Here is a 21194-nt window from a genome sequence, read left to right as displayed (position 1 = left end):
CCTTCCTGCCCGAAACCCAGATCAACAGGCTGAGACATCATGACCACCGAGCACACCCCCACGCCCGCCACCGCGCCCCTGTCCACCCTCATCACCGCCGACCTCCTGCGCGGCGCCCTCGACCTGGAGCGCACCGCGCACGGCGTGCTGCCGCACCGGCTGCCCGCCTCGGCCCGCGCCCAGAACGTCGACGGCCAGCTCGCCATGGCCGAGTCCCAGCCCTCCGGCGTCCGCCTCGCCTTCCGCACCCGCGCCACCGTCGTGGAACTGGACACGCTGCCCACCAAGCGCGTGTACGTCGGCGCGCCGCCCCGCCCGGACGGCGTGTACGACCTGCTCGTCGACGGCCGCCTCGCTCGGCAGGCCAGTGCGACCGGCGGCAACACCCTGACCATCGACATGACGGCCGGGAGCGCCGAGCACCGGCCGGGACCGAGCAGCACCCTGCGCTTCGCCGGGCTGCCGGAGCGGCTGAAGGACGTCGAGATCTGGCTGCCGTACAACGAGACCGCCGAACTCGTCGCCCTGCGCACCGACGCCCTCGTCGAGCCCATACCGGACCGGGGCCGCAAGGTGTGGCTGCACCACGGCAGTTCGATCAGCCACGGCTCCGACGCGGCGAGCCCCACCGCCACGTGGCCCGCCCTGGCCGCCTCCCTCGGGGGCGTGGACCTGATCAACCTGGGCCTGGGCGGCAGCGCCCTGCTCGACCCCTTCACGGCCCGCGCCCTGCGGGACACCCCCGCCGACCTGATCAGCGTCAAGACCGGCATCAACCTGGTCAACGCCGACCTGATGCGGCTGCGCGCCTTCACCCCGGCCGTCCACGGCTTCCTCGACACCATCCGCGAGGGCCACCCCACGACCCCGCTCCTGGTCGTCTCGCCGATCCTGTGCCCCATCCACGAGGACACCCCCGGCCCCAGCGCCCCGGACTTCAGCAGCGTGAGCGAAGGCCGACTGCGTTTCGTGGCCACCGGCGACCCGGCGGAACGCGCCGGCGGAAAGCTGACGTTGGGCGTCATCCGGGACGAGCTGGCCCGGATCGTGGAACAGCGCGCGGCCGACGACCCGAACCTGTACTACCTCGACGGCCGCGACCTCTACGGCGAGGCCGACTTCGCCGAACTGCCGCTGCCCGACGAACTCCACCCGGACGCCGCCACCCACCGCCGCATGGGCGAACGCTTCGCGGACCGGGCCTTCGCCGCGGGCGGCCCGTTCGGTGACGGTGCTTGAGGCCGCCTCGTCGGTTCACCGCGCGGGCACGGGTCCCGACCGCTCCGTCACTCCGTACCCGCGTCGAAGTCCTCCACGAAGTAACTGTCGTGCCGGATACGGAACTCCTTGAGTTCCTCGCTGCCGCGCTGTGACACCGCGGCGACCCGCTCGAAGTACTCCTCGCGCGGGGCGCCGGGGGAGAAGAGCATGAGCATGGACATGGGCTCGTCGGTCACGTTCTTGAACGCGTGCAGGCCGCCGACCGGTACGTACAGGAAGTCGCCCGCGCGGCCGGTGACCCACTTCTCGCCGTTGTAGAGCTCCAGTTCGCCCGAGAGGACGTAGAAGGACTCCGACATGGCCTTGTGGAAGTGGGTCTTGGCGCCGGCGGACCGCGCCCCCAACTCCACCTTGTAGAGGCCGAATTCGCCGCCGGTCGACTCGTTGGTGGCGAGGTAGTGGGTCGAGCCTCCGGGCGAGGAGATGTCCGGCGGGGTGTCGGCCGGGCGGAACGAGGCGTTCACTTCGCCCTTGTCGCCGTGGTAGCGAGGTGCCGGGTAGATGAGGTCTTCCGGGTACGACATGATGCGCTCCTTCGGCAGGTCTCCACGGGCATGATGCTCCCGCCCCGAGGAGGCGGCATCGGGCTTCCGGACGATCGTGGTGGACCCCGGAAGGGGGCCAGAGACCTAAGTCCGAAGGCGCAGCCGGGGCTCGGCCCCACGCAACCCCGCGGGTACGGTCCTTCGGCCGCGCGTCACCTCGACATGCGGGCTTCGATCCCGTCGAGCAGGAAGTCGAGGCCGATCCGGAAGGTCTGGTCGGCGTCGAGGTGGGCGGCATCGTGCACCACCGTGGCCAGCGCGGGGAATCGGCCGGTGGCGAAGGTCCGCTCCAGATAGGGCCCGAGCGACGCCTGCCAGCGCTTCTCGTCCATCCCGGTGGCCCGCTCGGCACGCCGCTCGGCGATCTCCCGACGCACGGCGCCGATCACGTACGCGTTGACGGCGGAGACGACCGGCATGACGGCGTCCACGTCGACGTCGCCCAGCGCGGCCATCACGGTCTCCCCGGTGGCCAGCGCGTGCGGCCCGAGCTGGGGTCGGCCGCCCAGGAGATCGGCGAGCCATTCGTGCTCGTGCGCGGCCTGCCGAGTGGCTTCGGCCAGAGACCCCAGCACCTCCCGCCACCCGTTGCCGTCCGGCCGGATCTCGGCGTGGACGGCGTCGACCATCAGGTCGAGCAACTCCTCCTTGCCGGCGATGTAGCCGTACAGCCGCATGGGGCCGACGCCCAGCGCGGCGGCGACCTTGCGCAGCGACACCGCCTCCAGGCCGTCCGCGTCGGCCAACCGGATCGCCGCTCGCACGATCCGCTCCCGGCTCAGCGGGGCCGTCACGGGTCGATTCGGTGGCTCCGGCCTCTCCCACACCAACATGCGGCAAACAATACATCGCATCGGGCGATACAGTGTATCGATCAGTACGGTGTATCGAAGGAGCGACAGCCATGACGATAGCCATCGTCGGAGCCGGCCTCGGCGGTCTGGCCCTTGCCCGGGTGCTGCACGTGCACGGCATCGACGCCGTCGTGTACGAACGTGAGGCGGCCCGCGGTGCGCGCGGTCAGGGCGGCATGCTCGACATCCACTCCGGCCAGCGGGCGCTGCGCGAGGCCGGTCTGATCGACCAGTTCCACGCGATCGCCCGGGGTGAGGGCCAGGACATGCGTCTTCTGGAGCCGGACGGCACCCTGCTGCTCCAGGAGGACACACCCGACGACGCGCCGCTCGACCGGCCCGAGGTCGACCGCGCCGATCTGCGCGCCCTGCTGCTGGACTCCCTCCCCGACGGCGTGGTGCGGTGGGGGCACGCGTTCGCCTCCGCCGCCGACGGCCTGCTGCGCTTCGCCGACGGCGGCAGCGCGACGTACGACCTGCTGGTGGGCGCGGACGGCGCCCAGTCCCGGGTCCGGCCGCTGCTCACCGACGCCCGCCCGGCACACCTCGGCCAGAACGTCGTCGAGGTCGGCATCCCCGACATCGACCGCACACACCCCGACCTCGCGGCGATGGTGGGGCGCGGCAACTACTGGGTGCTCGGCGACGGCATGTCGCTGGCGGCGCAGCGCAACGGCGACGGCCGCGTCCGCATCGGCCTCAGCTTCTACCACACCGGCGAGGACTGGTTCGCCACCAGCGGGATCCCCTTCGACGACCCGGCCGCCGCCCGGGCGCGGCTGATCGAGCTTCTCCCCGGCTGGGACGCACGGTTCACCGCGCTCATCGCGGCCTGCGACGACACGGTCGTGCCGCGGTCGATCAGCGCGCTCCCGGCCGGCCTGACCTGGCCGTCGAGGCCGGACGTCACGCTGCTCGGCGACGCGGCGCACCTGATGCCGCCGGTGGGGGAGGGCGCCAACATGGCGCTGCTCGACGGCGCCCTGCTCGGCCTCGCGCTGGCCGCGCACCCGGACGACTCTCCCGCCGCCGTCGCCGCGTACGAACGCGAGATGTTCGAACGCACCGGCGCCGCCGCCCGCATGTCCGCGGACATGCAGGAACTGCTGATGTCGCCGGACGCCGCCCAGAGACTACTCGCGTTCTTCCAGCCCGGCTGAAGGCGGCCGCGTACGACCGGGAAACCGGTCGCACAGCGCGCTCCTCACCTCCAGCGGGAGCCCGCGCCCACCTGTGCGTTCGCCAGGCGGGCGCGGGCTGCCGGAGAGCCCTCCCCGGCCCGTGCCGGACGGTCGGATCAGCGGAGTCCGGCGAAGAGGTCGTTCTCGGGCACCGCCGCGCCGGTGGTGTCCTGGACGCGTACGAAGGTCTCCATGCCCATCAGCTCGCCGAACTTCTCCTTGCCCATCTTGAGGAAGAAGATGTTCTCGCCCTGACTGGCGTGCGCGGCCAGCGCGTCGAACTTCTGACCGCTGAACGCGGTGGTGTCCACCCACGTGGTGATCTCGTCGTCGGGCAGGCCGATCTCGGCCATCGCGGCGGCCTCGGCGGGATCCGGCTCCGGCATGTCCGCATCGAGCTCGCGCATGACCTCCCCGAACCGCTGCATCATCGAGCGGGGCATCGTCGTCCAGTACACCTTGGGCGTCAGCGTGGTCAGCTCCAGCGCCGCCATCGTGATGCGATGGGCCTGGATGTGGTCGGGGTGGCCGTAGAAGCCGTTCTCGTCATAGGTGACGACCACGTCGGGCCGGTAGTGCCGTATGAGTTCCGCGAGCCGGGCGGCGCCTTCCGCCACCGGGGTCTGCCAGAACGCCCCGGGGGCGTCGTTGCTCGGCCAGCCCATCATTCCGGAGTCGGCATAGTCCAGCATCTCCAGATCGCTGATCTTCAGGGCCTCACAGCTCGCCTCCAGTTCGTGGCGGCGCATCGAGGCGACGGCCGCCGGATCGTGCCCGGGATCGCCCGGCTTGGCACCCCCCGCTCCGTCACCGCAACCGCCGTCGGTACACGTCACGAGCACCGTGCGGATGCCCTCCGCCGCGTACCGCGCGAGGACCCCGCCGGTTCCGGTGGCCTCGTCGTCGGGGTGGGCATGCACGGCCATGAGCGTCAAGGGCCGGTCAGTCATGAAGCAGTCCTCCTGCAGGAATACGGATGGGTCCACGTGCACGGCGGGCGTTCCCTGATTCAGGGGCCCGGATCCGGCCGGGGCGGACGACCTCGTGGTCTCCGTGCTCCCCGCCCGTGCGCCGCCGGTCTCTCGGTCGATGCAACAGTGCCGACCGGACCGGCTGTTCCCGGTACCCGGGCCGCGCGTTCGTTCGCTGTCAATACCGTCCACCCCACGAAGCGCCTGCCGGGCAGCCGCATGGTCCCGTGCCGGGTGCGCTCATAGCGTCGTGACCGACAGTCGCGGCCCGCAGCCGGGGGCCGCAGTCGCCTTCCGCAGTCGCGTTCCGTACGAGTACGAGGAGCACCATGCGCATCCCGTCCACGGTCGGCCTCGGCCTGGGTCTGGCCGGACTACTCACCGCCGCCGTGCCCGCCGCCGCCAGCCCGCAGCAGCCGGTCGGCCGCGAGATCGCCCCGCAGCGTCAGCACCTGGCGTGGGGCCCCTGTTCCGCGGCGCAGAAAGAGCTGAACGAGGCGGGGGCGCAGTGCGCCGAGGTGGCCGTGCCGCTGGACTACGCCGACCCCGGCGGGCGGACCATCCAGATCGCGATCTCGCGGATCAAGGCCGCGTCCCCGTCCGAGCGGCGCGGCATCCTGCTGTCCAACCCCGGCGGTCCGGGCGGCACCGGGCTCGCCAACACCCTCGCGCTGCGCCCGGCGTTGAAGGATGTGGCGAAGCGGTACGACCTGATCGGGTTCGACCCGCGGTTCCTCGGCGAGAGCACGCCGGTGAGCTGCGCCCCGGCCGGACCCCCGCGCCCGCCCGGCCCCGTCACCACGCCGCGCGCCGACTTCGACGCGTCCGTGGCCTCCGCGCGGGACACGGCCCGGCGCTGCCAGGAGCACGGGGACAACGCCGAGTTGCTGCCGCACGCCTCGACGCGGAACGTGGCCCGGGACATGGACGCGATCCGGGCCGCCCTCGGCGAACCCCGGCTGTCGTACTACGGCGTCTCCTACGGTGCCGACCTCGGGGCCGTGTTCACGCAGCTGTTCCCCCGCCGCGCCGACCGCGTGATCATTGATTCCTCGACCGATCCGGCGGCCACCCAGTACGAGCTGTTCCAGCGGGCGGGCGGCCCGCTGGAGGAAGGGCTCGACGAGTGGGCCGCGTGGGCCGCCCGGCAGCACGAGCGGTACGGCCTCGGCCGGACCGGGGCGAAGGTGCGGGCGACCGTGCAGAAGCTGCTCGACGGCGCCGAACGCCGACCCGTGGAGGTCGCAGGGCAGCGGATGAACGCCCCGGTCATGCGGCTGCTCCTGCGCCAGCTCGTGCAGCACCAGGAGAGCGACCCCGCCCTGGCCTCCGTGGTGCGCGACCTCGTCGACGCCGCCGCCGGGAAGCTCGGCGAGCCCGGTCCTGAGCTGGCCGCCCTGCTGGAGCTGCTGAACTCGCCGGACCTGGGGGACAGCATGGTGGGCGGCGCGCTGTTCATGTGCGGTGACGGCGGCTGGCCCGCCGGAGGCTGGCCGAAGGACCCCGAGACGTACTGGCGCAACACCGTCCGCAGCCGGGCCACGCAGCCGGTCTTCGGACCGGTGGTCAACGGCATGATCGCGCCGTGCGCGTTCTGGAAGTCGCCGCCGCGCGAGCCCGGCACCGCCATCCACAACAAGGTGCCCGTCCTGATGCTCCAGGCCACCCGTGACAACAACGTCCCGTACGAGGGTGCCCTCGCCCTGCACCGCAAGCTCACCGGATCACGCCTGGTGACCGCCGACATCCGGTCGCACGGCGTGTACGGGCGCGGCAGCGAGGGCCACCGGCCGGTCCCGTGCGCCGACGACGCCGTCAACGACTACCTCCGCGACGGGACCCTGCCCTCCCGCGACCTCACCTGCGCCCCCGAGGGAGCGGCCCGATGAGCGCCCAGGGGCCGGTGTTCAGCAGGCGCGGCGGCATGGTCGCCGTCGTGTCCGCCGCCACCGCCGTCCTCGCGAGCACCGGCACCGGCGCCACCGCGCAGCCCGCCACGGACCGGACCCGGGGGCGCGACGCCCTCCAGGCCGACGTCGACGCGATCCGCGCCACCGGGGCCACCGGCGTGCTCGCCGAGGTGCAGGGCCCGCGCGGCCGCCTCGTCGCCCGGGCCGGCGCGGCGGACCTGACGGGCGAGCGGCCCGTGCCCTGGAACGCGTACTACCGCATCGGCAGCGACACCAAGACCTTCACCGCCACCGTCGTCCTGCAACTGGCCGGGGAGGGCCGCCTCGGCCTGAACGACACCGTCGACCGCTGGCTGCCGGGCCTGGTCCACGGCCACGGCAACGACGGCCGCAGGATCACCCTCACCAACCTGCTCCGCCAGACCAGCGGGCTCAACGACTACGTCGCCGTCGCGGGCGGCGGGGACGACTTCACGCCCGAGGGCTACCTGAAGGGACGCTTCCGGGTCACCTCGCCCCGGCAGCAGGTGGCGGCCGCCGTGAGCCGTCCGCCGCTGTGGCTGCCGGACGCCGCCGACCCGGCACGCGAACAGCGCTGGGGCTACTCCAACACCAACTACGTGCTCCTCGGCCTCGTCATCGAGAAGGTCACCGGCCACCCCTGGGCCCAGGAGATCCACGAACGCGTCATCGCCCCGCTCGGGCTCCGGCACACCCTCGTCCCCGGCACCTCCGCGTACGTACCGCAGCCGACCGCGACGGCGTACACCCAGTTCCCCGGCGGCACCCGGCTGACCGACACCTCCCTCGCCACCGGCGGCGGCGCGGACGGCGGCATCATCAGCACGCCCCACGACCTCGCCGTGTTCCTGCGCGCCCTGCTCGGCGGCAGGCTGCTGCACCGCGCCCAACTGGCCGCCATGAAGCGGACCGTGGCGGCACCGGACTGGATCCAGGCCGAGGGGGTGCGCTACGGCCTTGGCATCGCGTGGCGGCCCGGCAGTGGGGGACCCCGGGGCGGTGGGTCCGGCGGCGACGGGCCGGGAGGCGATGGGTCCGTGGGCCGTGGGGACACGGGTGTCTGGTTCCACGGCGGCACCCACCTCGGCGTCGTCTCGGAGAGCGGTGTCACCGCCGACGGCAGCCGCGCCGCGACCGCCGCGATCTTCACCCTGCGGACCGACGAACGAGGGGACACACAGGCCAAGGCCGCCCTCCGGCTGGTGGACCGCGCGCTGCGCCGATGAGGGCCGGTCGGCCGGGGCGTCCGGCCCTTGGAACGTGGGTCCGCCCGTGCCGGACAGGGGTCATCATGGGGGCGACGAGGGGCGCCGTCCGCGCGGACGGCGCCCGCGGAGACCGGCTCTCTCCGCTGCACCGACGGGCCCTGCTGGACCCGCCGCTGCCTGCTCCGCCCCGATGCCGTACGCCAGTCCCTAAGGAAGTCCGCATGACCACGACCGCGCAGGTGCCCGCCGACTCCGTCCCTCCGGCCGTACGACTGGAGGAGGCCCGGCGCGACTACGCCGACCTGCTCGGCCAGGGGCTCAAGCTGGACCTGACGCGCGGCAAGCCCTCCGCCCGGCAGCTCGACCTGGCCGCCGACCTGCTGAGCCTGCCCGGCGACCGGTACACCGCGGCCGACGGGACCGACTGCCGCAACTACGGCAGCCCCGACGGACTGCGCGAACTGCGGGATATCTTCAGCGGGTTCCTTCAGGCGCCGGTCGACCAGCTCCTCGCCGTCGGCAACTCCAGCCTGGAGCTGATGCACGACTGCCTGATCCACGCGCTCCTCGGCACCCTGCCCGGCGCGGAGCGGCGCTGGGCCGACGAGGAGCGGATCGCGTTCCTGTGCCCGGTCCCCGGCTACGACCGGCACTTCGCGCTGTGCGAGCGCTACGGCATCGACATGATCCCCGTCCCGATGACGGACGCCGGTCCCGACCTGGGCGAGGTGGAGCGCCTCGTGGCCGCCGACCCCGCGATCAAGGGCATCTGGTGCGTGCCCAAGTACAGCAACCCCGACGGCACCTGCTATAGCGACGAGGTCGTGCGCGGGCTCGCCTCGATGCGGACCGCCGCACCGGACTTCCGGATCTTCTGGGACAACGCCTACGCGGTGCACCACCTCACCGACGAGGAGCCCGAGGTCGCCGACGTCCTCGCCGCCTGTGCCGAGGCCGGGAACCCGGACCGGGCGTTCGTCTTCGGCTCCACCTCGAAGATCACCCTGGCTGGTGCGGGCGTTGCCTTCTTCGGCTCGTCCCCGGCCAACATCGCCTGGCTGCGCGGCCGCAGCGCCAAGCGCTCCATCGGCCCCGACAAGATCAACCAGCTTCGCCACGCCCTGTTCCTGCGGGACGCCGACGGCGTGCGCGCCCACATGCGCAAGCATCGCGCGGTGCTCCGCCCCAAGTTCGACGCCGTGCTGCGCGGCTTCGCCGAAGCGCTCGGGGACACCGGCCTCGCGACCTGGTCCACGCCCAAGGGCGGCTACTTCATCGTCCTGAACGTCCCCGACGGCTGCGCCGGCGAGGTGGTGCGCCGCGCCAAGGAGGCCGGGATCGCCCTGACGCCCGCGGGCGCCACGCACCCGTACGGGCAGGATCCCAAGGACAGCGTCATCCGCATCAGCCCCAGCTACCCGGACCTGGAGGAGGTCGAGCAGATCATTCGCGGGGTCGCGACGTGCGTCCGTCTCGTGGGGTACGAGAAGCTGGTGGCGGACGCGGCGAAGTGACGGCCGACGTGAAGTGAGCGGCGTCGCGGAGTGCTCGCTGTCGCGGAGTGCTCGTCGCAGCCGTGAAGTGACCGCCGCCGTGGGGCGCGCTGAGCCCGTCAGCTCCGCCGCTCCCGCACCACCCCGGCGACGACCGCGGCCGTGACCTTGCGGACGGCCGCGTCGTCGGGCGGCGTCCCCTTCCGGTCGGCGAACAGCAGGTGGGCGGCGCCGATCAGCGTGGGCGCGAGGGTGTCCACGTCGGCGTCCGCCGCGACGCGGCCGAGGTCCCGTTCGGCGGTCAGGTAGGCGGCGATCATGCCGGCCGCCTCCGTCAGGACCGGGACGCCGGTCGGCCGGGCCGCGCGCAGCCGGGCGCGCAGCTCGTCCCGGGAGGTGACGAGGCCGACGACGGCCACGGCGACCGACCCGAACAGTTCCGTCAGGGCGCCGGTGAGGTTGTCGACGACCGTGCCGGTACCGGCACGCGCGCGCAGGGCGTCGGCCTGCGCGCCGACGCGGGCGACGCGGTCGAGGACCAGCTCGGCGAGAAAGGCGTCGAAGTCGGCGAAGTGCCGGTGCAGGACGCCCTTGGCGCAGCCCGCCTCCGTGGTCACCGCCCGGCTGGTCAGCGCGCTCGGGCCGTCCCGGAGCAGGATGCGCTCGGCGGCGTCGAAGAGCTGCTCGCGCGCGTCGCGCAGGGCCACCCCAGTAGGCAATGTTCCTCCTCGTTCGCGCACTGCTCCCGCCTGCCGCCCCTTGACGAGTGGGCATGTGCCCACTCAGAGTGGGCGCATGCCCACTCTACCGTCGTCAGGCACGCCGCACTCCGACGACGAGCCCCATCAGGACCGTGAACTGGCCGAGTCGTTCGGCGCGGACGCCGGACGCTACGACCGGGCCCGACCCGACTACCCCCAGGCCCTGGTGGACCGCGTCGTCGCCGAGAGCCCGGGAACCGACGTCCTCGACGTGGGCGTCGGCACAGGCATCGCCGCCCGGCAGTTCCAGGCGGCGGGCTGCCGGGTGCTCGGCGTGGACGTCGACGCGCGGATGGCCGACGTGGCGCGGGCGTCCGGCGTCGACGCCGAGGTGGCGCCCTTCGAGACCTGGGACCCGGCCGGGCGGACCTTCGACGCGGTGGTGTCCGCCCAGTCGTGGCACTGGGTGGACGCGGTCGCGGGCGCGGCGGGCGCGGCGCGGGTGCTGCGCCCGGGCGGCCGGCTCGCCGTCTTCTGGAACGTGTTCATGCCCGCCCCCGACCTCCGCGAGGCCTTCGCCGACGTGCACCGCAGGGTCCTGCCCGACGCACCGCTCAACCCCTGGGCCCTCGGCCCCCTCGACGCGTACGAACCGCTGTCCACGAAGGCGGCCGACGGAATGCGGCAGGCGGCCGCCTTCGACCCGCCGGAACAGTGGCGCTTCGACTGGCAGCGCGCGTACACCCGCGCCCAGTGGCTCGACCAACTGCCCACACACGGCGGCACCGGCCGGCTCCCCCCGGCCACGCTCGCCGACCTGCTCTCCGGCATCGGCACCGTCATCGACACGTTCGGGGGCGGCTTCACGATGGGGTACGCGACGGTGGTCGTCACGGCCGCGCGAACGGACTCGGCCTGAACGGCGCGGCGCACGGCTGACCGGCGGCGGGTCGCACGGAGTGGTGGCCTCGCGCCGTTCAGCTCGACCGGACGTGCAGGTCCAGGCCGCTCGTCCCCGGCGCCTCCACCCCCGGAAGCAGCCGCATGTCGTGGTCGTAGTCGCCGCCCACCAGGGAGCGGAACGGTACCGGCTCGTCCGTGAAGAGGCCGTCGAGGCGGTGGGCGTACTCCTGGCGCGCGGCCTCGAACCGCTCTGCGGGGAGGTCGTTGGCGCCGAACACCGCGAACGGCTCCAGGGGCTGCATGCCGGTGAACCAGAAGAGTCCGTGCTGCACCGGGTAGAGCAGGTCCGCGATGCTGCCGTGGATGCCCCGGTCCGAGAACGCCGTCGCGCGGGCCCCGGCCGTCACCGACACCAGGGCGCGCCGTCCCGCGAGGACGCCCTCGCTGTAGGGCGGGGGCACCCTGGGGCCGTAGCCGAACCCGGCGGTGAAGACCCGGTCGATCCAGCCCTTGAGGATGGCCGGGGGGCTGAACCACCACATCGGGAACTGGAGGACGACGGCGTCCGCCCAGCGCACCTTCTCCTGTTCGGCCGCGACGTCCGCCGAGAGGCGGCCCGCGAGCGTGGCGGTCTCGGACGCCGCCATCACGTGCAGCCGCTCGTCGGCGCCGTGGTCGGGGAAGTCGTCGGCGTCGACGGCCGCCTTCCACTTCATCGCGTACAGGTCGGAGAGCCGCACCTCGTGGCCCGCCGCGCGCAGGTGGCCCACCGCGAAGTCGGTCAGGGCGGCGTTGAGCGAGTCGCCCTCCGGGTGGGCGCTGACGACGAGGATCTTCTTGGGCGAGGACGCGGTGGTTTCATTCATGAGGCCACGGTGCCCCGGGCCGGGCGGGGCAGCCAGAACCCTGTTCAGCCGGCGGATTCGCTGTCCTGGTACTGGGAGGACCACCTTGGGGCGCGGCGCGCATACTTGATCGCATGAACAGGGTGGGGGAAAGGGTCCGTGGCGGTGCGGAGGCCGACGGTGGCGAAGCGGGGGCGAGCGTGGACGCCGTGAGTGCGGCGGGCGCCGGGAGCACCGGCAGCAGCGGGGGGCGGGGGCGGGGCGGTCTGGACGGGATCGACGGGGTCGGTGACGCCGAGCGGGCGCTCGGCGGCTTTCTGCGGGCCCGCCGGGGGCGCGTCGCGCCGGAGCACGTCGGGATCTCCGGCGGTCGCCGCCGCCGGGTCCGGGGGCTGCGCCGCGAGGAGCTGGCCCAACTCGCCGGGATCAGCGTCGACTACTACGTACGCCTCGAACAGGGCCGGGCCACCCAGCCGTCCCCCGAGGTCCTCGAAGCGCTCGCCGGAGCGCTCGGCCTCGACCCGGCGGAGCGCAAGCACCTCGACACCCTCGCCGGGACCCGGCGCGGGACCGCGCCCAAGGCCCGGGTCAGCCCGCTGCTCCAGCGCGTCCTGGACTCCCTCACCGGCTTCCCGGTGTTCGCGACGAACCACCGCCTCGACGTGGTGGCCTGGAACGCGCTGGGCGCCGAGCTCGTCGGCGGCCTCGGCGACGGCGGCCGCCGGGACCCGAACAACGCCCGGTTCCTCTTCCTCGACCCCGCGTCCCGCACCGTGCACCCCGAGTGGGAGGGCCGGGCCGCCGAGGCCGTGGGCCAGCTCCGGGTCTCCGCCGGGCGCTACCCCGACGACACCGAACTCGCCGCCCTGATCTCCGAACTGTCCGAGCACAGCGCCGACTTCCGCCGGATCTGGGGCACCGGCGAGATCGTGATGTGCAAGGCCGGCCGCAAACCCCTGCACCACCCGCTGACCGGGCCCCTCACCCTCGACTTCGAAACCCTGCACGTCCCGGCCGAGCCCGGCGAGACGGGCCTCGTGGTGCACGTCTTCAGCGCGGACGAGGGCAGCGAGGAGGCGGCGGCGTTGGCGCGCCTGGCGAGGTACGTCGCCGAGCGGGGGTAGCTCGCCAGGCGGGGCGGGGTGCGCCGCCGGGCAGGTGAATGCGCAGGTCAGAGGGTGGCCCGATAGGGTCGGGCCGGTGATTCGATCTGTCCGGACGGCCGCGGCCGTCGCCCTCGCCGTCTCACTGACCGCCGTGGCCTGCACGTCGGAGAAGAAGGACGGCGGCAGCCCGTCCTCGGCCGAAGCGCGGTCCGCCCCGCTGCGGAAGCTCCCGGGGATCCGGGTGAGCGGCCATGTCATCGACGAGTTGGAAGTCGGCACGCGTGAGGTGAAGAGGCGTCCCGTCGCGGAAGTCCGGCTCGGGCTCGACCGGCTCGTCCCCTATGTCGAACCCACGGCATGCGGCCTCCTCGTCACCGGCGCGAAGGGAGGCACCTCAGGCCTGACGTCAGGCTGGCCGGAGGACGAGGGCGAAGACAGCCCTGACTTCCCCGGCGGCCCCTACCGCAGCGGCTCCTTCTCGCAGGGCGAACGCGGCGCCCCCTTCGCCCAGTTGTGGTGCTCGCGGCGCGCCGTGGTCATCGCGTACGACGCCAAGGAGCACCGCCGGGCATCCGGCGTCCGGGGAGCGGTCTCCGTGGTGCGGGTGCGCGAGGGGCGGACCGTCCACCTGGTGGTGGGGCCCGAGCGGACCCGGACCGAGATCGCTGCGGCGTTGGCCTCCGGGCGGACCCCGTAGCGGAATCGTCAGCGGACCCGCGGGCAGGCCCGCCCGCGGGTCCCCTGACGGCGGGGGTCAGCTCAAGTACGCCTCCACCTCACCGAACTGTGCCGCGGGCCACCCCGTGTTGGCGGTGACGTGCAGCCGCACGTGGCGGACGTCGGGCGCCGACGCGGGCACGGCGATCGTGACCGTGTTGCCGGTCGCCGGGTCGAAGCGGTAGTCCTTCGCGGGGACCAGGGTGGTGTAGCCGGAGCCGTCGGGGCTGCCCTGGACGGAGAGGGTCTGGGTCCTGGCCGCCCAGGCGGTGGGCGGGGGCAGCTTCAGGACGAGCCGCCGGACCGGCTCCGCCTTGCCGAGGTCGACCGTGAGCGACTGCGGGAAGGCGTGGTTGGTGGACTCCCAGTACGTCGCCGGTTCGCCGTCGACCGCCTTGCCGGGGGTGTAGGAGTCGACGGAGCCGGTCGCGGTGGCGGGCCGGGACTTGGCGAGGTTGCGCTTCGGGTCGGGGTCGGGGTTGCCGCCGCCGGGCCGCGGCCAGGTCGAGCAGTCGTCCCAGACGCTGTCCCAGCCGGAGTTGCCGCCGCCGTCGGTGAGCGTGAAGCTGCCGGAGCCGGACGGGTAGGGGCAGTTGTAGACGCCCGCGGCACCCACCGCCGTGGCCTTGACGCCGCTCATCCGCACGGCGCCCGGCGTCTCCGCCTGCACGACGACCGTGCCGACCTTGTTCACGGTCGAGCCGTCCACGTGCACGTTCCGCACGGCCTTGCCCGTACCGCCGCCGGAGACGAACTCGTAGGCGCTCCACGGGCTGTCGGTGATCGTCGTATCGGTGATGTCGACGGTGGCCTCGATCGCGCTGTCGTACGCGTCCACACGCAACGCGCCCATCGGGTGCTGCCAGTTGGGGTTCATCGCGCCCGTGCGCACCAGGTGGTTGCCGGACACCGTGATGGTCCCGGCGAGCGGGAAGAACGGGTCGAGGAACTTCTGGTTGGAGAGGGCGATGCCGCTGCCGAGGGCGTTGGTGTCGAGGACCAGATTGTCCTTGACGGTGATGTTCCGGCCGCCGTAGATCGCGATGCCGTTGGCGAGGTTGGGCTGCGAGACGGTGTTGCCGATGAACGCCGAGTCGCTGTTGGTGGTGTTGAGCGACCACATGGCGAGGGCGTCGTCCCCGGTGTTGCGCAGGAAGTTGTCGCGTACCCGCACCCCGCGCGCGGTGCCGTTGAGGTTGAGACCGTCGGCCGTCATGTCCAGGAAGCGGTTCTTCTCGACCACCAGGTTGTCGTTGTCGCCCATCAGCCACATGCCGACCTTGAGGTGCTGCAACCACATCCCGGACACGGCCGAGTCGGGGCCGAGCGAGCCGTTCACGAAGTTGTCCGGATTGCTGTCGACGCGCTCGGTGACCTCACCGATCACCGCGAAGTCGTGCAGGCCGACCTTGCCGGTCGGGGCGCTCGACTGGTCGATGAAGCGCGAGCTGCGGACGACGGAGTGCCAGGCGCCCGCGCCCCGGACCTGCACGTTGTCGACGTTGCTGAGGGACTGTGCCAGCTTGAACTCGCCCGGCGGAATCCACACCGTGCCGCCCTTCGCGGCGGCGATCGCCTCGCGGAAGGCCTGCGTGGAGTCGCCCTGCCCGGTCGGGTCGGCGCCCTTGTCGGTCACCGACACCGCCCCGGAGGGCTTGGTGCCCGCGGCGGCGACCTGCTCGAAGTCGGCGACGTCGACGGTCACCTGGGTCCCGGTCGCCTCAAGCCGGACCTTGTCCCCGGCGCCCGCGTTCCGGCCGAGCAGCAGCCGCGTGTTGTCCAGGAGGTGATGGGTCTTGGAACCCTGGATCCAGGGTGTGTCGACATAGCTGTACTTCGACGTCACGGCGAGCGACTTGTCGAGCTTCACGCCGTTGACGTACACGGCGAGGGACCCCGACTGGCCGTCCGGCACGCTGTACGCGACGTTCACCGCGTTCGCCGCGCCGGGCAGCGTGAACTCCACGTGCTGGCCCGCTGAGAGCCGGACCGCCTGCCGTCCGGACGACTCGGAGGCGACCGTGCCCTGGGTGTGGTCCGGGCCGATGCGGGTGCCGTTCGACGTGGCGCTCTCGGCCTCGACGGAGGTGAAGGGGACGGTGGCGCCCGCGGCGGCCGACCGGGCGCCCGACGCGCCGTCGGCGGCCTGCGCGGCCGGGGCGAGCGCGGTCAGCAGGCCTGCCGCGAGACCGAGCACCGCGCCGAGCGGTACGACGCGTAGGGCCGGAGCGCGCCCTGGGAACGAACATGAGGTGCGCATGACATACCTCTCTCCAAAGGGGGGTGGGGGGCGGTGGCCCCGCCGCGGGTCAGACCCGCAGCCAGGCCGCCGTGTCCTGCGGGAGCCGCCCCTCGTCGTCCAGGGGGCCGCTGGCCAGCAGGAGGCTTGTGTGCGGTGGCGGTGCGCAGGGCGCGGCGGCGAGGTTGACCACGCAGACCAGACCATCGCCGCGCGCGAACGACAGGACCCCGTCCGGCGCGGGCAACCACGTCAGCGGACCGTCCCCGAAGCCGGGCCCGGTGCGTCGGATCCGCAGCGCCGCCCGGTACAGGGCGAGCATCGACGCCGGGTCGCCGGACTGCCGGTCGGCCGCGTACGCCGCCCAGTCGGCGGGCTGCGGCAGCCAGGGCTCCGCGCCGGACCCGAAGCCCGCGTGCGGCGCGCCCGCCACCCACGGCAACGGCACCCGGCACCCGTCGCGCCCCGGATCGGCGCCGCCCGACCGGAAGTGCATCGGGTCCTGGATCCGCCCCAACGGGATCTCGCACTCCGGCAGGCCCAGCTCCTCGCCCTGGTAGACGTACACCGAACCCGGCAGGGCGAGCGAGAGCAGCGCGGCGGCCCGCGCCCTGCGGGTGCCGAGGGCCAGGTCGGTCGGGGTGCCGAAGGCCTTCATGGTGAAGTCGAAGGCGGTGTCCGCGCGGCCGTAGCGGGTGACCGTCCGCGTCACGTCGTGGTTGCACAGCACCCAGGTCGCGGGCGCGCCGACCGGGGCGTGCTCGGCCAGCGTCTCCGTGATGGACGTCCGCAGCCGGACCGCGTCCCAGGGGCAGCTCAGGAAGGACAGGTTGAACGCGGTGTGCAGCTCGTCGGGGCGCAGATAGCGGGCGAAGCGCTCGGAGTCCGGCAGCCACACCTCACCCACGAAGACCGCCCCGTACTCGTCGGCGACGGCCCGCCAGGAGCGGTAGATGTCGTGCAGTTCGTCGCGGTCGAGGAACGGGTGCGGGTCCAGGCCCTCGACGAAGTCGGGCAGCGCGGGGTCCTTGGCGGGCAGTGCCGCGGAGTCGATCCGTACGCCCGCGACCCCCCGCTCCAGCCAGAAGCGAAGCACGTCCTCGTGCTCCTGGCGGACCGCGGGATGCGCCCAGTTGAGGTCGGGCTGTTCGGGCGCGAACAGGTGCAGGTACCACTCGCCGTCCGGCAGCCGCGTCCACGCACCGGCGGACGCGGAGAACTGCGAGGGCCAGTCGTTGGGCGGCAGTTCACCGTGGGCGCCGCGGCCCGCACGGAAGTGGAACAGCTCGCGGGCGGCGCTCCCGGGCCCCGCCGCGAGCGCCGCCTGGAACCAGACGTGCTGGTCGGAGACGTGGTTCGGGACGATGTCGACGAGGGTGCGGATGCCGAGCGCCCGCGCCTCGGCGACCAGCTTCTCGGCCTCGGCGACCGTGCCGAAGGCCGGGTCGATCACGCGGTAGTCGGCCACGTCGTAGCCGCCGTCCACCATCGGCGAGAGGTACCAGGGGGTGAACCACAGTGCGTCCACGCCCAGTTCGGCCAGGTAGGGCAGCTTGGCGCGCACCCCCGCTAGGTCTCCGGTGCCGTCGCCGTCGCCGTCCGCGAAGCTGCGTACGTACACCTGGTAGATGACGGCGGAGCGCCACCAGTCGGCGTCGGGGGAGTTCGGTCGCGTGGCTGCCACGGTGACGGTCCTTTCGGGCAGGGGGACCCCGCCGCCGGTCCCGGCAGGAGGGGGACGAGGGGAAGGGCGGCGGAGTGCTCAGGGGCGGAGGCGGTACGGGGCGGGCCGGCGGTCAGCCCTTGAGGCTGCCCGCCGTGAGGCCGCTCATGATGTGGCGCTGGCACACCAGGAAGATCACGAGGGTGGGCAGGGAGGCGATGACGAGGGCGGCGAGCAGCCAGTTCTCGGTGACGCTCGCGGCCAGCGAGTAGATCCCGACGTTGATGGTCTGCTTGCCCGGGTCGGGCAGGGTGAGCATGGGCCAGAGGAAGTCCTTCCAGACCCCGACCACCGCGAAGATCGACACGACGCCGAGGATCGGCCGGGAGATCGGCAGGACCACCGAGCGCAGGGTGCGCAGCGGCGAGGCCCCGTCGATGGCGGCGGCGTCCAGCAGTTCGCGCGGGATCGAGTCGAAGAATCGCTTGAGCAGGAAGATGTTGAAGGCGTTGGTGACGGACGGAAGCCAGATCACCCAGGGCGAGTTGACGAGGTTCCGCTCGACGATGGGCACGTCGAGGACGGTCAGGTACTGCGGTACGACGAGGACGGCCGCCGGGATCATCAGCGTGACCAGCATCGCGCCGAGGATCACGGTGCCGAGCACCGGCCGCAGCTTGGACAGCGAGTAGGCCGCCGCCACGTCGAAGACCAGCTGGAAGGCGAGCGCGCCGAGCGCGTAGTACAGGGTGTTGCCGAGGAGCTTCGCGAGGTCCATCACCCCCCAGGCGTCCGCGTAGTTGCCGGGATGGGCGTCCTCGGGGACCAGGGTCGGCGGGGTCCGCGCGAACTCCTGCGGGGACTTCAGGCCGCTGGTCACCATCCAGTAGAGCGGCCCGATGAAGACCAGTGTGAAGACCACCAGGATGAGGGCGAACGCCGTCCAGTAGAGGAACCTGCCGCGTGGGCGGGCCAGTTGGGCGGGCGAGATCAGGGTTCTTGTCGTCATCGAGGGCTCCCGTCACTCCTCGCTCGCGCGGCTGAGGCGGACGTACGCCGCCGAGAACGCGGCGAGGAGGACGAGCAGCACCAGGCCGAGTGCGGCCGCGCTGCCGTAGTTGTTGAAGGTGAACGCGTACTGGTAGATGAGCTGGACGACGGTCAGCGTCGCGCCCTCGGGGCCCGCGCCGCCGGTGAGCAGGAACGGCTCCACGAACACCTGCATCGTCGCGATGATCTGCATGAGCAGCATCAGCGACAGGACGAGCCGGGTCTGCGGGATCGTGACGTGCCAGATCTTGCGGAGGATCCCCGCCCCGTCCAGCTCGGCGGCCTCGTACAGCTCGCCCGGGATGCCCTGGAGCGCGGCCAGATAGATCAGGGTCGCGCCGCCCATGTTCATCCACGTCGCCGCGATCACCACGGACAGCATCGCCGTGTCGGTGGACTGCAGCCACTGCTGGTCCGGCAGGCCGACCGCGCCGAGCATCCGGTTGAACAGGCCGTACCCCGGGTCGTAGAAGTACTTGAACAGCAGCACCGACGCGACCGGCGGCAGCATCACCGGCAGATACACGAGCAGCCGCAGATAGCCCCGGCCGTGCCGGAACTCGTTGAGCACCAGCGCGACCACGAACGGGACGACGAAGCCGAGGAGCAGCGCGAGCCCGGTGAACAGGAGTGTGTTGCGCCAGGCCTGCCAGAACGCGGGATCGTTGAAGATGTACGTGAAATTCGACCAACCGGCCCAGCCCGTCCTGCCGTCCTCGCGCTTCTGGAAGGCAAGGAAGAACTCCCTGATCATCGGGTACCAGGAGAAGAACGAGAAGCACAGCACGGCGCCGATGAGGAAGCCGTGGGCGGTGAGGTTGTGCTTCAACGCCTGCCGGAACACGGCTCGTCGGCGGCGGGAGCGGCTGGCGCCGGGGTCCGGGGCGGGCGGCGGGGCCTGCCGCTTCGACAGGGTGGGGGCCGACACGGTGTCCCCCTACTGGTTCGCCAGGATCTGGTCGACCTGCCGCGCCGCGGTGGCGAGCAGCTTGCCCGGGTCGGCGTCCTCGTTGGTGAGGACGGCCGACATGGCGGTGTCGAGGACCTTGTAGATCTCCTGCGCCTTGGGCGGCTCGGGCCTGCCCTGGACGGGGTCGGCGGTGAAGGCCTGGAAGTTCGCCACGGGCATGGTGGAGCTGGCGGCGCGGGCCTTGTCGTCGGTCGTCTTGGCCGCGCCGGTCCAGAAGTTGGGCTGCGGCAGGCCCACGGGCAGGCCGTCCGCCTTGGTGCGGGCCCAGTCGAACTGGCCCTTGCCGGGGGTGAGGAACTTGAAGTTGATCCAGGCGATCGCGGCCTTGACCTTGTCGGACGAGATGCCCTTCTTGATCATGTAGTCGTTGCCGCCGAAGAGCGTCGCCTTCCCCCCGGGGATCGGCGCCATCCCGAAGTCCGCGTACTGCGCGCCGAGGTTCTGCACCATGTACGTGATGTCGTCGGGCGCGGCGAGGAACATGCCGAGCTTCCCGGACGCCATCTGCTTCTGCAGGTCGCCCCACTTCAGGAGCTGCGTCCTGCCCATGCTGTCGTCGTCCCAGCGCATGGCCTTGAGGTTGTCGAGGATGCGCTTGCCGGTGTCGTCGTCGAACGCGGCCTTGGTGCCGTCGGCGTTGACGATGCTGCCGCCGAGGCCGTAGGTGGTGGCGGTGAAGTGCCAGCCGCCGTTGTTGCCCGCGCTGTACTCCCCGAACCCGGCGACGCCGTCACCGAGCGCCGCGATCTTCTTCGCCGCCGTACGCACCTCGGCCCAGGTGGTGGGCGGCTCGTCGGGGTCGAGTCCGGCCTTCTCGAAGAGCGGCCGGTTGATCAGCAGGCCCATCGTGTAGTTGCTGTAGGGCAGGCCGTAGAGCTTGCCGTCCTTCTTCAGCACGTCCAGGACGTCGGGGTCCATGTCGCGGAGCGCGGGCACGGACCGGTCGTGGACGTAGGCGCTGATGTCGGTGGCGCCGTCGTTGTCGAGGACCTGCTGGAGGTCGGTGAAGTACGTGTAGAAGACGTCCGGTTGGGACTTGGCCTTCAGCATCGCCGTGAACCGGGGCGGCTCCAGGCACGGGTCGGTCTGCTTGCCCTTGACGGTGACGTTCGGGTACGTCGCGTTGAACGCCTTCACGTCCTCCTTCCACTGCTTCAGCTCGGCCTTCTCCGCGGCCGGCGGCATGCAGTCGATGGTGAGCGTGACCTTGGTCTTCGGGTCCAGCGGGGAGGCCGCGTCGGCCGCGTCCGCGTTGCCGCCGTCGCCACCGCCGTCGGCGCTGCTGCTGGTGCCGCAGGCGGTGAGCACGGTGAGGGCGAGCGTGGTGGCGAGTGCGGCCGCGGTGGTGCGGTGGGTGCGACGCGTGCGGCGCACGCGTGGTCGGCGTATCCCGGTGCTTCTCATCGGTGGACCCCTTTGGGGCAGCGCCACCGCCCGTGCGGGCAGGGCATGGCGGGAGCTGGGGAAGCCCACAGCGGCGTGCTGTGCGGCGGCGCTTACTCAAGCACCGCCGACATGAGGCCGCAATATCTCGCG

Annotated in this window: 18 protein-coding genes; 8 read left to right on the top strand and 10 right to left on the bottom strand. The window is 72.4% G+C overall.

Annotated elements, in window-relative coordinates:
• Window positions 1-39 precede the first annotated feature (39 nt).
• The gene (locus IE274_RS31135) at window positions 40-1239 is read left to right on the top strand and encodes a GDSL-type esterase/lipase family protein (RefSeq protein WP_190119266.1); all 1200 of its coding nucleotides are present in this window, start codon (window positions 40-42) and stop codon (window positions 1237-1239) included.
• A gap of 47 nt (window positions 1240-1286) precedes the next feature.
• Here IE274_RS31135 and IE274_RS31130 read toward each other — a convergent pair whose 3' ends face one another.
• Window positions 1287-1805, bottom strand: coding sequence for a cupin domain-containing protein (locus tag IE274_RS31130; RefSeq protein ID WP_190119265.1), 519 nt, complete (start codon window positions 1803-1805; stop codon window positions 1287-1289).
• A gap of 173 nt (window positions 1806-1978) precedes the next feature.
• Entirely contained in the window at window positions 1979-2659 is a 681-nt protein-coding gene (locus IE274_RS31125) for a TetR/AcrR family transcriptional regulator (RefSeq protein ID WP_190119264.1), read from the bottom strand.
• A 71-nt stretch (window positions 2660-2730) separates the two neighbouring features.
• On the opposite strand from IE274_RS31125, the gene IE274_RS31120 reads away from it, so the two are divergent.
• Window positions 2731-3840 (top strand): FAD-dependent oxidoreductase, encoded by a 1110-nt coding sequence (locus IE274_RS31120; RefSeq protein WP_190119263.1) that lies wholly within the window; start codon window positions 2731-2733, stop codon window positions 3838-3840.
• Between the two features lie 137 nt (window positions 3841-3977).
• On the opposite strand, the gene IE274_RS31115 is transcribed toward IE274_RS31120, so the two are convergent.
• The gene (locus IE274_RS31115; RefSeq protein ID WP_190119262.1) at window positions 3978-4811 is read right to left on the bottom strand and encodes a PIG-L family deacetylase; all 834 of its coding nucleotides are present in this window, start codon (window positions 4809-4811) and stop codon (window positions 3978-3980) included.
• A 350-nt stretch (window positions 4812-5161) separates the two neighbouring features.
• Here IE274_RS31115 and IE274_RS31110 point away from each other — a divergent pair, with 350 nt between their 5' ends.
• The 3 genes from IE274_RS31110 (at window position 5162) to IE274_RS31100 (ending at window position 9485) form a co-directional block, all read left to right on the top strand.
• A complete protein-coding gene (locus tag IE274_RS31110; RefSeq protein WP_190119261.1) occupies window positions 5162-6721 on the top strand; it encodes an alpha/beta hydrolase in 1560 nt (519 codons plus the stop codon).
• Entirely contained in the window at window positions 6718-7989 is a 1272-nt protein-coding gene (locus IE274_RS31105) for a serine hydrolase domain-containing protein (RefSeq protein ID WP_190119260.1), read from the top strand. Before IE274_RS31110 ends, IE274_RS31105 begins: the two co-directional genes overlap by 4 nt.
• 203 nt (window positions 7990-8192) lie before the next feature.
• A complete protein-coding gene (locus tag IE274_RS31100) occupies window positions 8193-9485 on the top strand; it encodes an aspartate aminotransferase type Ic (protein WP_190119259.1) in 1293 nt (430 codons plus the stop codon).
• 98 nt (window positions 9486-9583) lie between these two features.
• Here IE274_RS31100 and IE274_RS31095 read toward each other — a convergent pair whose 3' ends face one another.
• Window positions 9584-10183 carry a TetR/AcrR family transcriptional regulator gene (locus tag IE274_RS31095; RefSeq protein ID WP_190119258.1) on the bottom strand — a complete coding sequence of 200 codons (600 nt, stop codon included), beginning with the start codon at window positions 10181-10183 and terminating at the stop codon, window positions 9584-9586.
• Between the two features lie 76 nt (window positions 10184-10259).
• Here IE274_RS31095 and IE274_RS31090 point away from each other — a divergent pair, with 76 nt between their 5' ends.
• Complete coding sequence (locus IE274_RS31090; RefSeq protein WP_190119257.1) at window positions 10260-11084, top strand: class I SAM-dependent methyltransferase; 825 nt, start codon at window positions 10260-10262, stop codon at window positions 11082-11084.
• A gap of 58 nt (window positions 11085-11142) precedes the next feature.
• Here the strand turns inward: IE274_RS31090 and IE274_RS31085 are convergent, their stop codons facing one another.
• Window positions 11143-11934 (bottom strand): NAD(P)H-dependent oxidoreductase, encoded by a 792-nt coding sequence (locus IE274_RS31085; RefSeq protein ID WP_190119256.1) that lies wholly within the window; start codon window positions 11932-11934, stop codon window positions 11143-11145.
• Between the two features lie 113 nt (window positions 11935-12047).
• Here IE274_RS31085 and IE274_RS31080 point away from each other — a divergent pair, with 113 nt between their 5' ends.
• Window positions 12048-13037, top strand: a complete 990-nt coding sequence (locus IE274_RS31080) for a helix-turn-helix transcriptional regulator (RefSeq protein ID WP_190119255.1) — start codon at window positions 12048-12050, stop codon at window positions 13035-13037.
• A 76-nt stretch (window positions 13038-13113) separates the two neighbouring features.
• Window positions 13114-13716, top strand: coding sequence for a hypothetical protein (locus tag IE274_RS31075; RefSeq protein WP_190119254.1), 603 nt, complete (start codon window positions 13114-13116; stop codon window positions 13714-13716).
• Between the two features lie 57 nt (window positions 13717-13773).
• Here IE274_RS31075 and IE274_RS31070 read toward each other — a convergent pair whose 3' ends face one another.
• The 5 genes from IE274_RS31070 to IE274_RS31050 form a co-directional block, all read right to left on the bottom strand.
• Window positions 13774-15996, bottom strand: a complete 2223-nt coding sequence (locus IE274_RS31070) for a discoidin domain-containing protein (protein ID WP_190119253.1) — start codon at window positions 15994-15996, stop codon at window positions 13774-13776.
• 49 nt (window positions 15997-16045) lie between these two features.
• Window positions 16046-17659 (bottom strand): glycoside hydrolase family 13 protein, encoded by a 1614-nt coding sequence (locus IE274_RS31065; protein WP_190119252.1) that lies wholly within the window; start codon window positions 17657-17659, stop codon window positions 16046-16048.
• Window positions 17660-17771: 112 nt separating this feature from the next.
• Window positions 17772-18647 (bottom strand): carbohydrate ABC transporter permease, encoded by an 876-nt coding sequence (locus IE274_RS31060; protein WP_190119251.1) that lies wholly within the window; start codon window positions 18645-18647, stop codon window positions 17772-17774.
• Between the two features lie 12 nt (window positions 18648-18659).
• Complete coding sequence (locus IE274_RS31055) at window positions 18660-19616, bottom strand: carbohydrate ABC transporter permease (RefSeq protein ID WP_190119250.1); 957 nt, start codon at window positions 19614-19616, stop codon at window positions 18660-18662.
• A 9-nt stretch (window positions 19617-19625) separates the two neighbouring features.
• A complete protein-coding gene (locus IE274_RS31050) occupies window positions 19626-21062 on the bottom strand; it encodes an extracellular solute-binding protein (protein ID WP_190119249.1) in 1437 nt (478 codons plus the stop codon).
• Window positions 21063-21194: the final 132 nt, after the last annotated feature.

It is taken from the genome of Streptomyces flavofungini (genome assembly GCF_014650815.1).
Lineage (GTDB): Bacteria > Actinomycetota > Actinomycetes > Streptomycetales > Streptomycetaceae > Streptomyces > Streptomyces flavofungini.
The sequence above is the reverse complement of the archived record's forward strand: the minus strand, read 5'-3'. Positions and strand labels throughout refer to the sequence as shown.

Excerpts from the sequence above, each read along its gene's own strand:
- IE274_RS31050 (WP_190119249.1), bottom strand. The coding sequence starts at position 21,062 with ATGAGAAGCACCGGGATACGCCGACCACGCGTGCGCCGCACGCGTCGC.
- IE274_RS31100 (WP_190119259.1), top strand. The coding sequence starts at position 8,193 with ATGACCACGACCGCGCAGGTGCCCGCCGACTCCGTCCCTCCGGCCGTA.
- IE274_RS31120 (WP_190119263.1), top strand. The coding sequence starts at position 2,731 with ATGACGATAGCCATCGTCGGAGCCGGCCTCGGCGGTCTGGCCCTTGCC.
- IE274_RS31060 (WP_190119251.1), bottom strand. The coding sequence starts at position 18,647 with ATGACGACAAGAACCCTGATCTCGCCCGCCCAACTGGCCCGCCCACGC.
- IE274_RS31130 (WP_190119265.1), bottom strand. The coding sequence starts at position 1,805 with ATGTCGTACCCGGAAGACCTCATCTACCCGGCACCTCGCTACCACGGC.
- IE274_RS31115 (WP_190119262.1), bottom strand. The coding sequence starts at position 4,811 with ATGACTGACCGGCCCTTGACGCTCATGGCCGTGCATGCCCACCCCGAC.
- IE274_RS31135 (WP_190119266.1), top strand. The coding sequence starts at position 40 with ATGACCACCGAGCACACCCCCACGCCCGCCACCGCGCCCCTGTCCACC.
- IE274_RS31105 (WP_190119260.1), top strand. The coding sequence starts at position 6,718 with ATGAGCGCCCAGGGGCCGGTGTTCAGCAGGCGCGGCGGCATGGTCGCC.
- IE274_RS31125 (WP_190119264.1), bottom strand. The coding sequence starts at position 2,659 with ATGTTGGTGTGGGAGAGGCCGGAGCCACCGAATCGACCCGTGACGGCC.
- IE274_RS31085 (WP_190119256.1), bottom strand. The coding sequence starts at position 11,934 with ATGAATGAAACCACCGCGTCCTCGCCCAAGAAGATCCTCGTCGTCAGC.
- IE274_RS31110 (WP_190119261.1), top strand. The coding sequence starts at position 5,162 with ATGCGCATCCCGTCCACGGTCGGCCTCGGCCTGGGTCTGGCCGGACTA.
- IE274_RS31090 (WP_190119257.1), top strand. The coding sequence starts at position 10,260 with ATGCCCACTCTACCGTCGTCAGGCACGCCGCACTCCGACGACGAGCCC.
- IE274_RS31080 (WP_190119255.1), top strand. The coding sequence starts at position 12,048 with ATGAACAGGGTGGGGGAAAGGGTCCGTGGCGGTGCGGAGGCCGACGGT.
- IE274_RS31070 (WP_190119253.1), bottom strand. The coding sequence starts at position 15,996 with ATGCGCACCTCATGTTCGTTCCCAGGGCGCGCTCCGGCCCTACGCGTC.